The sequence below is a fragment of the Pseudarthrobacter sp. 10T415 genome, from assembly GCF_056394175.1.
In genome coordinates this window covers 1-12427 of sequence record NZ_JBFTHJ010000024.1, presented here as the reverse complement: position 1 = coordinate 12427, position 12427 = coordinate 1, and the positions used below count along the sequence as shown (strand labels likewise).

At 68.2% G+C, this 12427-nt stretch carries 13 protein-coding genes and 1 pseudogene; 4 read left to right on the top strand and 10 right to left on the bottom strand.

The window, feature by feature from the left end:
* Nucleotides 1-109 precede the first annotated feature (109 nt).
* The 3 genes from AC1DBN_RS19900 to AC1DBN_RS19890 all read right to left on the bottom strand — a co-directional run bounded on the left by AC1DBN_RS19900 (nucleotide 110) and on the right by AC1DBN_RS19890 (nucleotide 3208).
* Nucleotides 110-1801 carry a ribonuclease J gene (locus AC1DBN_RS19900; RefSeq protein WP_091719324.1) on the bottom strand — a complete coding sequence of 564 codons (1692 nt, stop codon included), beginning with the start codon at nucleotides 1799-1801 and terminating at the stop codon, nucleotides 110-112.
* Nucleotides 1802-1842: 41 nt separating this feature from the next.
* Complete coding sequence (gene dapA, locus AC1DBN_RS19895) at nucleotides 1843-2751, bottom strand: 4-hydroxy-tetrahydrodipicolinate synthase (RefSeq protein WP_091719322.1); 909 nt, start codon at nucleotides 2749-2751, stop codon at nucleotides 1843-1845.
* Nucleotides 2752-2830: 79 nt separating this feature from the next.
* Nucleotides 2831-3208, bottom strand: a complete 378-nt coding sequence (locus tag AC1DBN_RS19890; RefSeq protein WP_231994486.1) for a hypothetical protein — start codon at nucleotides 3206-3208, stop codon at nucleotides 2831-2833.
* Between the two features lie 122 nt (nucleotides 3209-3330).
* Between AC1DBN_RS19890 and AC1DBN_RS19885 the strand changes: the two genes are divergently transcribed.
* Nucleotides 3331-4566, top strand: coding sequence for a heparan-alpha-glucosaminide N-acetyltransferase domain-containing protein (locus AC1DBN_RS19885; RefSeq protein ID WP_091719321.1), 1236 nt, complete (start codon nucleotides 3331-3333; stop codon nucleotides 4564-4566).
* Nucleotides 4567-4569: 3 nt separating this feature from the next.
* Here AC1DBN_RS19885 and AC1DBN_RS19880 read toward each other — a convergent pair whose 3' ends face one another.
* From AC1DBN_RS19880 to AC1DBN_RS19850, 7 genes are all read right to left on the bottom strand, one after another.
* Complete coding sequence (locus AC1DBN_RS19880; protein ID WP_091719319.1) at nucleotides 4570-5049, bottom strand: hypothetical protein; 480 nt, start codon at nucleotides 5047-5049, stop codon at nucleotides 4570-4572.
* A gap of 3 nt (nucleotides 5050-5052) precedes the next feature.
* Entirely contained in the window at nucleotides 5053-5823 is a 771-nt protein-coding gene (gene dapB / locus AC1DBN_RS19875; RefSeq protein WP_477724031.1) for a 4-hydroxy-tetrahydrodipicolinate reductase, read from the bottom strand.
* Nucleotides 5824-5938: 115 nt separating this feature from the next.
* Entirely contained in the window at nucleotides 5939-6409 is a 471-nt protein-coding gene (locus AC1DBN_RS19870) for a molybdenum cofactor biosynthesis protein MoaE (RefSeq protein WP_314215907.1), read from the bottom strand.
* Nucleotides 6399-6983 (bottom strand): MogA/MoaB family molybdenum cofactor biosynthesis protein, encoded by a 585-nt coding sequence (locus AC1DBN_RS19865; protein ID WP_314215908.1) that lies wholly within the window; start codon nucleotides 6981-6983, stop codon nucleotides 6399-6401. Before AC1DBN_RS19865 ends, AC1DBN_RS19870 begins: the two co-directional genes overlap by 11 nt.
* Nucleotides 6980-7474 (bottom strand): cyclic pyranopterin monophosphate synthase MoaC, encoded by a 495-nt coding sequence (moaC, locus tag AC1DBN_RS19860; protein ID WP_477724030.1) that lies wholly within the window; start codon nucleotides 7472-7474, stop codon nucleotides 6980-6982. Before moaC ends, AC1DBN_RS19865 begins: the two co-directional genes overlap by 4 nt.
* Nucleotides 7462-8709, bottom strand: coding sequence for a molybdopterin molybdotransferase MoeA (locus tag AC1DBN_RS19855; RefSeq protein ID WP_477724029.1), 1248 nt, complete (start codon nucleotides 8707-8709; stop codon nucleotides 7462-7464). Before AC1DBN_RS19855 ends, moaC begins: the two co-directional genes overlap by 13 nt.
* A 23-nt stretch (nucleotides 8710-8732) precedes the next feature.
* Nucleotides 8733-10325, bottom strand: a complete 1593-nt coding sequence (locus tag AC1DBN_RS19850; RefSeq protein ID WP_390896704.1) for a molybdopterin-dependent oxidoreductase — start codon at nucleotides 10323-10325, stop codon at nucleotides 8733-8735.
* Nucleotides 10326-10467: 142 nt separating this feature from the next.
* Between AC1DBN_RS19850 and moaA the strand changes: the two genes are divergently transcribed.
* From moaA to AC1DBN_RS19835, 3 genes and pseudogenes are all read left to right on the top strand, one after another.
* The gene (gene moaA, locus AC1DBN_RS19845; RefSeq protein WP_172829939.1) at nucleotides 10468-11610 is read left to right on the top strand and encodes a GTP 3',8-cyclase MoaA; all 1143 of its coding nucleotides are present in this window, start codon (nucleotides 10468-10470) and stop codon (nucleotides 11608-11610) included.
* A 5-nt stretch (nucleotides 11611-11615) separates the two neighbouring features.
* Nucleotides 11616-11882 (top strand): MoaD/ThiS family protein, encoded by a 267-nt coding sequence (locus AC1DBN_RS19840; protein WP_314215912.1) that lies wholly within the window; start codon nucleotides 11616-11618, stop codon nucleotides 11880-11882.
* Between the two features lie 171 nt (nucleotides 11883-12053).
* Nucleotides 12054-12427: pseudogene (locus AC1DBN_RS19835) on the top strand (HNH endonuclease signature motif containing protein); the annotation flags it as partial.

Here is a 12427-nt window from a genome sequence, read left to right as displayed (position 1 = left end):
GCCGCCCGGCCCCCGCAATCCAGCTGGGCGCCGGATGGACAAAGGGCCCGGTTCCAGTGGAACCGGGCCCTTTGCCTCCCACGCGCTGGGGTTGGAACTGCTGCGGCGGTCAGGCCTCGAGCACCACGGGGATGATCATGGGCTTGCGGCGCAACTTGCGGTTGACCCAGGTGCCCACTACCCGGCGGACCACCTGCTGGAGCTGGTGGCTGGTGTGGTCCTTGTTGTTGAGGACCGCTTCCTCCAGCGCAGCGTTGATCTTGGGGATGATGTCGTCAAAGACGGAATCGTCCTCGGCTACGCCGCGGGCATGGATCTCCGGTCCGGATACCACCTTGCCGGTGGCGCGGTGGATGACGGTGATGATCGAGATGAAGCCTTCGTCACCCAGGATGCGCCGGTCCTTGAGGTCGGCGTCGGTGATCTCGCCAACGCTGGAGCCGTCCACGTAGACGAAGCCAACTTCCACCTGGCCCACCACGTCCGCGCGGTGATCATGCAGGTCAATGACGGTTCCGTTGTCCGAGAGGATCACGCTTGCCTCCGGGACGCCGGACTCGATGGCGATCTTGCCGTTGGCCAGCAGGTGGCGGGTCTCGCCGTGCACGGGCATGGCGTTGAGCGGCTCGAGGATGTTGTAGCAGTACAGCAGTTCACCGGCGGCGGCGTGGCCGGAGACGTGGACCTTGGCGTTGCCCTTGTGGATCACGTCGGCGCCGAGCTTGAGCAGGCCGTTGATGATCCGGAACACGGCGTTCTCGTTGCCGGGGATGAGGCTCGAGGCCAGGATGACAGTATCGCCGTCACCCACCACCACACGGTGGTCACCGTTGGCCATGCGCGAGAGCGCTGCCATGGGTTCACCCTGGGAACCGGTGGACATCAGGACCACGCGGTTATCCGGAAGGTTGTCGATGTTCTTGATGTCCACGATGAGCCCGGCCGGCACGTCGAGGTAGCCCAGCTTTTCGGCGATGGCCATGTTGCGGACCATGGAGCGGCCAACGAACGCCACCTTGCGGTTGTGCTTGGCTGCGGCGTCCAGGACCTGCTGCACGCGGTGGACGTGTGAGGAGAAGGAGGCCACGATGATGCGCTTGCTGGCCTGGCCGAACAGGCGTTCCAGCGTGGGGCCAATCTCTTTTTCGGCGGTGGTGAAGCCGGGCACGTCAGCGTTGGTGGAGTCGGACATGAACAGGTCCACGCCTTCTTCGCCGAGCTTGGCGAAGTGCCGCAGGTCCGTGATGCGTCCGTCCAGGGGCAGCTGGTCCATCTTGAAGTCGCCCGTGTGCAGCACGGTTCCGCCGGCGGTACGCAGGAACACGGCCAGGGCATCCGGGATGGAGTGGTTCACGGCAACGAATTCGCACTCGAACGGGCCGAACTTCTCCACCTGGCCCTCTTCGACCGTGAGCGTGTACGGCCGGATGCGGTGTTCCTGCAGCTTGGCTTCGATCAGCGCGAGGGTCAGCTGTGAGCCCACCAGCGGAATGTCGTTGCGGAGCCGCAGCAGGTACGGGACAGCGCCGATGTGGTCCTCGTGGCCGTGGGTGAGGACAACGGCCACGATGTCTGCCATCCGGTCCTCGATGTACGAGAAATCAGGCAGGATCAGGTCAACGCCGGGCTGTGTTTCCTCCGGGAAGAGGACGCCGCAGTCGACAATCAGCAGCTTGCCGCCGATTTCGAACACGGTCATGTTCCGGCCGATCTCCCCAAGCCCGCCGAGCGGGACGATGCGGAGCGTGTCCTGCGGCAGGCGCGGAGGTGTGACAAGGCCGGTAAGGGCAGTTTGGGTCATATTGCACTACTTTCCAGGCGGAAGGGTGCCGGTCGTCGTCCTCAGGAGTAGACCAGCCCCGCTTCCGCCAAATCCCCGCGGATGGTTTCGATCTCGGCTTCGTCCGGCTCCACGAGGGGCAAACGGACGATCGAGTTGGGCAGGACTCCCTGCCATTTAAGAATCTGCTTGGCGGCCACGGCGCCCTGGACCCTGCTCATGGTGGCGCGCACCACGGGCAGGAGTTCGAAGTTGATCTTCCGGGCGGTGCCGAGGTCGTTGGCGTTGACGGCGTCAATGAGCTCACGGAACCGGCGGGTGGCCACATGGGTGGTGACGCCCACGAGGCCTACGGCACCCAGTGCCATCCAGGGCAGGGTCAGTCCGTCGTCGCCCGAGTAGAAGAGGAGGTCCGTCTCGGCCATGACGCGGGCGGCGGCAACCATGTCCGCCTTGGCGTCCTTGACGGCAACGATGTTGGGGTGCTCCGCCAGCCGGATCATGGTGTCCGGTTCGATGGCGATGGAGGACCGGCCGGGAATGTCGTAGAGCATGACGGGGACATCCACTGCCGAGGCGACGGTTTCGAAGTGGGCCTGGACGCCTGCCTGGCTGGGCTTGTTGTAGTAGGGCGTCACCAGCAGGAGGCCGTCGACGCCGAGGGCTGCAGCCTGCTGGGAAAGGTGGACCGAGTGCGCGGTGTCGTTGGTTCCGGTGCCGGCGATGATGGCGGCGCGGCCGCCCACGGCGTCCTTGACCGCCCGGAACATGCCGAGGTTCTCTTCGTCCGTCAGGGTGGACGTCTCGCCGGTGGTGCCGGTGACTACCAGGCCGTCGCAGCCGTCGTCCACGAGCTTGCTGGCCAGGGCCGCTGCCTGGTCGTAATCCACGGCGCCGTCCTTGGTGAACGGCGTGACCATAGCGGTCAGGAGCGTACCGAGGGCAGGGATGTGCGCGGAAGAGTCAGCCATGGGAAAAACGTTACCCTGTCCCCCGCTGGTTAGGACAATGCCGCGGGCGTGATGAACGTCAAATTGGGGGTTCCCGGGGTCATGGGCTGCCGCAGTACCGGCCGACGGCTGCCCGGCGGAGTTCCTCGGCCCAGTCCGAAAGGCGCTGCGCGGCCCGGACGTAGTGGAACAGTTCCAGCGGCGTCAGGGCGTCCAGGTCCGTTTCGGCCAGGCGGCGGGCAAGCTCGGCACCTTCGGGCTGTGCGGCGAGGCTGACGCCTTCCCGCTCCCACTGGACATCCTCCGCGGGCTTTCCGGCCACGAGTTGGCGGAAGAGGAAATCGACTACCCCAGGGCTCATGGCCTTCAGGAGTCCCGTTCCCGGCTCGGGGCTTGCCGGCACGCGGCTGGCGGTACGGCCGGTGGACTCGTGGCGGCCTGACCCGTAGGCGGGAATCTCCGGCGTTGGCGTCTGCATGCGCACCATCGTATTCGAACATATATTCGAACACAAGGGTTGCCGCTCCGTCCGCGCGGCTGCCAGGGAGGACTCCCCGGCGTGACAGCAGGCCGCGCCGCCCGTGTGAGACGATTCGGTTCATGACTTCCCGCAACCCGGCCAGGGCACCCCGGAAAACGGCAGCCGGCCAGGCACCGGGACGGCTCTACGGCATCGATGCCGCGCGCGGGATTGCCCTGCTGGGCATGATGGCCACCCATCTGCTCCCCACCTTTGAATCGAACGCCAGCCTTACCCCCACCTGGATCGGACTGGCCTTCTCCGGGCGGGCGGCTGCCCTGTTCGCCGTGCTGGCCGGCGTCGGGCTGGCCCTGTCAACCGGTAAGAACAGGCCACTCGCAGCTGGTGAACTCTCAGCCGCACGCCGCGGAGTGGCGCTCCGGGCCCTGGTGATCGCCGCCGTCGGACTCAGCCTGGGCGGCCTCGAAGTCAACCTGGCCGTCATTCTGGTCCACTACGCAGTCCTGTTCCTGTGCATCCTGCCGTTCCTGGGCATGGGCCTGAAGCAGCTCTGCGCCTGGGCAGCCGGATGGATCGTCGGCTCCCCCGTCCTGGCGTACCTGCTCCGCCCCTGGCTGCTCACCGCGGAGCCGCCCCTGCAGCTTGGCCACAATCCCGGCTGGGAGGACCTGGCAACACCCGCCCGGCTGGTCGCCGACGTGTTCCTCACCGGCTACTACCCGGTGTTCCAGTGGATGTCATACCTCCTCGTGGGGCTCGCCATCGGCCGGCTGGTGCTCAGCAAGGCCCTGGTCCCGGTGGCGCTGCTGGCCGGCGGGACAGTTGTTGCGGTCGCCGCGAAGGTGCTGGGCGTGACGGCAATGGAGGACTGGGGCGGGCGTGCCGCACTGGAGAAGGTCCTCAATGCGCCGGGATATCCGCTGGACAGCGTCCTGCAGGTGAACCTGACCGGTATCAGGCAGGAGGGGTCATGGTGGTGGCTGGCGTCCGCCGCCCCGCATTCCGGCACCTCCCTGGACCTGCTGCACACTTCCGGCGTAGCAGCGGCGGTCATCGGAGCCTGCCTGCTCCTGGGCCGGTTGGCGGAGTGGGTGGACCTGGACCTGCTGCTTCCGCTGCGCGGTGCCGGCGCCATGACACTCACCCTGTACACGGTCCATGTGTGGGTGGTGTCAGGCTTCTATCTCAAGCCGCTGCCCGCCGGCTGGACCGAGGACGGCATGTACTTCGCCCAGGCAGCCACAGCTGTGGTGGTGGGCATGGTCTTCGTACTGCTGAAGTGGCGGGGTCCGCTCGAGTGGGTGGGCCATGCGGCCAGCCAGCTGGGCCGCGGGCAGCTGAAACTCCCGCGGTAGGAGCTAGGCAGAGACCTTGCCGCGGAAGAGCCTGCCGGCGTCGCGCATGGACGCGCGGGCCCGCTTCCTGTCGCCGGCGGCATCGTAGGCGCAGCTGAGCCGGAACCAGGACCGCCAGTCGTCGGGTGCGGCTTCCGCTTCGGCCTTGTACTTTTCGAACTCTGCGTCGGCCGCTTCCCGGATGATCCGCCCGGCCGGTGTCCGGGGCAGTTCGTCCACGGGGAGGCCGCCCTCGGCTTCAAGGACCTTGGCCATCTGCTCCGTCCGGGCACCGAACATCAGCTCGCGGATCAGCGCCCATGCGCCAACGATCGGCAGAACCAGGTAGGCGGCCCCGATGGCCTGCGCCGTGAGGTTGCTGTCCGTCAGGAGCAGGATGGAGCGCTGGAGGGACACCACCAGGTAGAACACCAGGAGCAGCGTGACAAGCCCCACCCAGATCTTGGTGCGGTTCTTGCGGAAGCCTGCCAGGAAACCGTCCATCGCCTAGAAACCCAGGTCCAGGTAGCCGTCCAGCCCCACGGTGAGCCCGGGGTGGGCGGCCACGTTGCGGACGCCGAGCAGGACGCCGGGCATGAAGGACGCGCGGTCGAACGAGTCGTGGCGCAGCGTCAGCTGCTCACCGGCGCTGCCGAGGAGGACTTCCTGGTGGGCCACCAGGCCGCGGAGCCTGACGCTGTGGACGCGTACACCGTCAACGTCGCAGCCGCGGGCGCCGGCCAGTTCACTGGTGGTGGCGTCCGGGCTTGCGGGCACCTGGGCGGCCTCGCGTTCCGCGGCGATGAGCTGGGCGGTGCGGACAGCGGTTCCCGAAGGGGCGTCCACCTTGTCCGGGTGGTGCAGCTCAATGATCTCCACCGACTCGAAGTACTTTGAAGCCTTGGCGGCGAAGGCCGAAGCCAATACCGATCCCACGGCAAAGTTGGGTGCGATCAGCACGCCGGTTTCCGGGTGCGCTGCCAACAGGGCTTCGAGCGCGGACAGGCGGCCGGCATCCCAGCCGGTGGTCCCCACAACGGCGTGGATGTTGTTTTCGACGGCGAAGCGGACGTTGGCTTCGGTGCTTTCGGGAACTGTCAGGTCCAAAAGGTACTGCGCTCCGGCGGCGGTGACCTGGTCCAGGGAGTCGCCCCGTCCCAGCGCAGCGACGAGTTCCATGTCGGGTGCGGCTTCAACGGCTTTGACGGCTTCGGCGCCCATGCGTCCGTTGGCGCCCAAGATGGCGACGCGCTTGGCTTCGGAGTGTTGTTCGGTCATGCCGTTAACCCTACCGTCGGGCCCGGGGCGCCCCGGAACCGGACGGTGTGCGTTACCTCGCAGGACGCCGCGGCACCGCCCGAAACGGCAGGAAACAGCCGGAAACGGCCGGCGGTCAGCCGCCGGCGCCCACCCATTCAACAGTGCCGTCGGAGAAGAACTGTTCCTTCCAGATGGGCACCTGCTCCTTGATCCGGTCCACCAGTTCGGAGCACACGGCGAAGGCCTGCCCCCGGTGGGCTGCGGACACGGCGCAGACCAGTGCGGGGTCGCCGATCTGCAGCATGCCGATCCGGTGGGCCGCCCAGATGCGGACCGGCTTTCCGCCGTCCTCCCCCGCACCCCCGCCGGCGTTTTGTTCGGCAACCAGTTGGGCGACGACGTCGGCCATCACCTGGTGCGCCGTGGGGTGCGCGCTGTAGCTGAGGCGGTCAACTGCCTTGCCGCCGTCGTGGTTGCGCACCACGCCGCTGAAGCTGACCACCGCACCCGCGGTATCGCCTTCCACGGCAGCGATGGCCCGGTCTACGGAGATTGGCTCCGCGCTGAGGACCGCGGATACCACCTCGAATGCTTCAGTGCCCATGGTTGCCTTCCAACTGGTCGCAGAGGTGCCCGATCAGCGGGTCCAGGACGGTGAGTCCGTCCATGACGCCCTTTGGTGAGCCGGGCAGATTAACAATGAAGGACTTCCCCGCCGCGCCCGCGTAGCCGCGGCTGAGCGCCGCCAGCGGCGTTTTGGCGGCGCCGGCACGCCGGATCGCCTCCATGATGCCGGGGATTTCGCGGTCCAGCAGGGGCCGGGTGACGTCGGGGGTCCGGTCGTCCGGGTTCAGCCCGGTGCCGCCGCTGGTGATCACGACGGCGGGACGCTGGGTCAGGAGGGCCCTGATCGCGGCGCCGACCGGCTCGCCGTCGGGGACCACCATCGCCGGGAAGACCTCGAAGCCGTGTTCGGTGAGCCAGTCCGTGATCACCGGGCCGGTTTCGTCGTCGTAAATACCTGCCGCTGCCCGCGTGGACGCGATCACCACGCCGGCTTTCCGGCCCTGGACGTCGCCGTGCCGGTGCGGCTCGGCGGCGTGGGACGGGGCGGCATGGGACGGTGCGGCGTGGGACGGTGCTGCGCCGGATCCGCCGAAGCTGTCATCGTGGGTCATAGGGTCCAGTCCCCGCTCTTGCCGCCGCTCTTGGCCAGCACCTTGATATCGGTCAGGACGGCGTGCTTGTCCACCGCCTTGATCATGTCGTAAACGCTCAACGCGGCCACGGATGCCGCCGTCAGGGCTTCCATTTCCACGCCGGTCACGCCTCGGGTCTTGACCGTAGCCAGCACCTCAACGGACTCCGCTTCGAGCCCGAAGTCAACAGTGACCTTGGACAGCGGCAGGGGGTGGCACAGCGGAATCAGCTCGGGCGTTTTCTTGGCGGCCATGATGCCCGCCACCCGGGCGACTGCCAGCGCGTCTCCCTTGGGAAGGCCGCCGGAACCGAGCAGGCCCATCACCTCCGCCGTGGTGCGGACCGTGGCTGTTGCTGTGGCTTCGCGGGTGGTTTCGGCCTTGGCGGACACGTCCACCATCTGTGCGCTGCCGTCCCGGCGCAGGTGCGTCAGGGCAGCGGGGGTCTGTTCTGCATTCACAGCATCCATACTTCCACCTCGTCCCCGGCCGCGAGTTCCGTTACGCCGGCAGGGACGTGGACCAGGGCGTTGGAACCGGCCAGCGCACGGACCAGGTGGGAGCTCTCGCCGCCCTCCAGCCGGACAGTGCCGTCGGGCTGCAGGTTGCCGCGCCGGACCTGGTGTTTGTGCTGCGGGGACGTCAGCGGGTGGCTGAGCCTGGCGCGGACAGGCAGGCGGAGGGCCGGAGCCCCGAGGACCGCTGCGAGGGCCGGCCGCAGGAACATTTCGAAGGACACCAGGCAGCTGACGGGGTTCCCGGGGAATCCCAGGAAGGGGACGCCATCGAACATTCCGATTCCCTGCGGCCCGCCTGGCTGCATGGCCACGTGCAGGAATTCCACCGGCTGGCCTTCCATGGCCTGCCGGACAACCTCGTACGCGCCTTTGCTGACGCCGCCGGTGGTGACAATGACATCGGCGTCCGCGCCCTGGCTCCGGAGCAGCTTCTGCAGTTCCGCGGGGTCGTCGGTGGAGATACCCGCCCGCCGCACATCCAGGCCGGCCTGCGCCATGGCGGCTTCGAGGAGGGTGCCATTGGCGTCGTAGATCTTGCCGGCGGGCAGGTCCTGCCCCGGTTCCACCACTTCGTCGCCGGTGGTGACGAGCAGGACCCGGACGGCGCGGTAGACCTCCACAGCCGGGATGCCCAGCGCCGCAAGCAGCCCCAGCTGGGCGGGACCAAGGCAGGTTCCGCCGGCCAGGGCCCGCTCCCCGGCGGCAACGTCGCTGCCCACCGGGCGGACGTAGGTCCCCGCCGCCGTCGCCGGCAGCGTGACCCGCGCGTCCGTGCCGGGGGCAGGAAAGTTGTCCGGCACCGCACGTTCAATAGGTACGACGGCGTCAGCACCGTCCGGGAGCATGGCGCCCGTCATGATGGGTGCTGCTGTCCCTCGGGCCAGCGCGGGCGGACGCATCCCCGCCGGGACCGGTGCCGCGACGGCGAACTCCGTTCCGTCGTCGTGCATGTCCGCGGAGTTGACGGCGTACCCGTCCATCTGGGAGTTGGCGAAGGGCGGCAGGCTGACGGGTGCCAGGAATCCGTGCACCAGTGCCCTGCCGAGGGCCTGCGACAGAGGAACAGTTTCGGTGCGGGATTCTGACCGCAAAGGGGCCAGTAGGTGGGCAACAGCGGCGACATGGTCGGCAACGGAGCGGGCCTGGTGGGGCGTGCCCGCGTGGGCGTGGCGGTGCGGGCTGGTCATGGATGCGCCTTCAGTGTGGGCGGTCAGGATTTCACGTCCACTCTAACCGTGTGGAATCCGGTAGCGCCGTCCGGGACCACTGGCCGGGATGCCTCGTCCTGGACGGTGCCGGCAAGGTCTGTGGCCCGGACCTGAACCTCGTACTGCCCGGGTGTGAGGTCCATGCTGAGTTTCCATTGGTACCAGGTGTCCGTGGAGATCCCGGATGACAGCTCTGCGGGCTGCCAGGAACCGCGGTTGACCCTGAGTTCAACGGCGCTGATGCCGGCGTGCTGGGCCCACGCAATGCCGCCAAAGGTGACCGTTCCGGCGTTGACGGGCCTGCCGCTGCGGGGGACGTCGATGCGGGAGGACAGCTTGATGGGACCATGGTCGGACCAGCCCCTGGTGGTCCAGTAGGCGGTGTCCGCCGCGTAGGTGGTGACTTTCAGCTCGGTAACCCATTTGGTGGCGGAAACGTAGCCGTACAGGCCCGGCACCACCATCCGGACGGGGAATCCGTGTTCGAGCGGCAGCGGGCCGCCATTCATTCCCACGGCCAGGAGGGCGTCCCGGCTGTCCGTGAGCACTTCCAGCGGGGTGCCGGCAGTCCACCCGTCAGCACTCCGGGACAGCACCATGTCCGCACCACTGGCCGGCCCGGCCATCGCCAGGAGTTCGCGGACCGGCCAGCCGAGCCACCGCGCGTTGCCGATGAGGTCCCCGCCTACCGCGTTGGACACGCAGGCGATGGTGATGTGGCGTTCGGTCAGCGGCTTGGCAAGGAGTTCGGCGAGGGTCAGTTCCACCTCGCGCTGCACCATGCCCGTGACCTTGAGGACCCAGGTATCGGGGTCGACGGCGGGCACCACCAGGGCCGTGTCGATCCGGTAAAAGTCGTTGACGGGGGTGACGAGCGGGTGCATGCCCTCCACGCCTGCCTCCGCTCCCGCAGGGATGGGCGGTGCCGGTACCGCTGCCCGGGGTATCGCCACCCGGGCCCTGGCATCGTTGACCTTCAGCACGGTCCCGCGCCAGGCTCCCGCCAGGACTCCGCCAACGGCCGTCAGGACGGCACCTGCGGCGAGGTTCCGGAGGAACGTGCGGCGGGCCGTGGCCTGCCCGCCGGCAGGGGCCGCCTCCCAGGCCTTCAGCTTGCCCATCAGCAGCCGGAGGATCAGGGCAGCGGCGGCCGCCGAAGCCACGGGAAGGGCCAGGGCCACCGGCGTGGCCTGGGCCCGGCCGGCAACTGCGGCCACTCCCGCGAGTCCAAACACGGCAATCACGGCCAGCCCCGCAAAACGCCGCCGCCGTTCCACTACTCCGGCGAGGGCCGCGAGGACCACGATAACCAGGGCCATGCTGACAAGGAGGGCCGCCTTGTCCGCTGTGCCAAAGAGCGAAACCGCCCAGTCCTTTACTCCCGGCGGGACGGCATCAATGACGGCCCCACCCACCGCCGTCAGCGGCGACACCGACGGGCTCCACACGCCGGCCAGCAACTCTCCGAGGACCACCCCGCCGGCCACGGACACCACGCCGGCGGCCGCAGCGTGCCCGCCCAGGCGGCGACGTTCCCGCTGTTCCCGCTCGCTGGGTTCGGCCGAACCGCCGTGGCGGGTACCGTCGTCGTGCATGGCCTGCTGCCGGGCGCTGTTCACCCTTCAAGCATAGGTTCGCGCGCCCATTCCGGCGGTTGCCCGGCGCGGATTCATGACGCTCCCGGGCAGCACCCGTCACGGGTGTGATGTGGAGCCCATCGTGGCGTAGCCTGAATTCATGAGTGTCCAGCTAGGCATGCCCCAGCCCCGCGAAGAAGCGGGCCCGGCGCTGCCGTCCGTCCCGGCTGCGCGTCCGGCTGACGCGCCTGCGGGCCTGGCTGACAGGTACGGGCGCCGGGCCAGCGACATGAGGCTGTCCCTGACCGATAAATGCAACCTCCGCTGCACCTACTGCATGCCCGCCGAAGGCCTGGAATGGCTGGCGAAGCAGGCCGTCATGACGGCGGAGGAGATCGTCCGTATTGTCCGGATCGGGGTGGAGCAGCTCGGCGTCCGCGAGCTGCGGCTCACCGGCGGCGAACCCCTGGTGCGGCACGACCTGGTGGACATCATTTCCGCGCTGCGCAGCAACCATCCGGACCTCCCCATCTCGATGACCACCAACGCCGTGGGGCTGGCGAAGAAGGCCGCCCCGCTCAAGGCCGCGGGCCTGACGCGGATCAATGTCTCGCTCGATTCCCTGCACGAAGAGACGTTTACCAAGCTCACCCGCCGCCCGTTCCTTGACCAGGTGCTGGCGGGCGTGGACGCTGCGTGGGCGGCCGGACTCGGTCCGGTCAAGCTGAACGCCGTCCTGATGCGCGGGATCAACGACGCCGAGTCGCCGGCCCTGCTGGGTTGGGCTTTGGACCGGGGCTATGAGCTGCGCTTCATCGAACAGATGCCGCTCGACGCCGACCACGGCTGGACGCGCCGGAACATGATCACCGCCGCCGAGATCCGCGACATCCTGTCCGCCGAGTACGTCCTGAGCGCCGATCCGCGGGAACGCGACGGGGCGCCCGCCGAGAGGTTTGAAGTACGACGCCGGGTGGCCGGGTTGGATGCCGCCGGTGACCCTACCGCGCACGGGCCCGTCCTGGGAACGGTGGGAATCATCGCCTCAGTCACCGAGCCGTTCTGCTCGGATTGCCGCAGGACGAGGATCACCGCCGAGGGCAAGATCATGAGCTGCCTCTTCTCGCGTGAAGAGTACGATCTCTTGGGCCTGCTGCGCTCCGGCGCTGACGACGACGCCCTGGCGCGCCGGTGGCAGGACGCAATGTGGATTAAGCCAAAAGCCCACGGCATGGACCACGTGGGACTCGACGCTCCGGACTTCGTCCAGCCGGACCGCAGCATGAGCGCCATCGGGGGCTGACCGGAATGCATATACGTTACTTCGCTGCCGCACGCGCGGCCGCCGGGTTCGAGGAGGAAAAGTTCGACCTCCCTGCCGGGGCAACCGTGGCGGACCTGCTGGACGCCGTCCTCGCCGTGCCGCGGGAGGAGCCCCCGGCAGGCACGCCGCCGCTGGCCCGCATCCTTTCGCGCAGCAGCTTCCTGTTGAACGAGGTGGCGGTGCGGGACCGTGCCACTGTTGTGGGAGCCGATGACGTCGTGGACGTCCTGCCGCCGTTCGCCGGAGGGTAAGCCGGCCCCGAGGCAGCGCCACTGAGGAGTTCTGCCGTAGTGCCGTAGTGGGCTTGTGCACCAGTGCCGGTTTGGCCCGACGCACTCAATGTCAGACCCTCGGTGGATCATGGGTCTATGGGAATCGCGGCGACTGCTTCGGTCGAGGGAACAACGGTGATGGAGGGTCTTATGGCCTCCGCCGCCAGCCTTGACGCGCTGTTCCTGAAGGACGCGGAGCTGGACCGGGCTGGCTCGGATGTGGCTGGCTCCGGCGATGCCGGCATGGATGTCCTGCAGCGGAAGTCCGAGCTTCTGCTGCAGCGGCTGGCGATTTGGAAGCGTTTGGAAGCCCAGATCGCGGGCGGCAAAGCCCTGGACGCTGCAGAGTTCGCGGAACTTCAGGAGGCGATGACTCCGCCGGATGCCACAGGGTCGGAGCGGGCGTTCGTTGAGATGTCCACGACGGCGGAGCTCGCCGGAGTCCTGACGCTTAGCCCGGGCGCGGCGGCAGCATTCATCAGCCAGTCCCGGAAAATCTGTGCGATGCCGGCGGTCGCGGCTGC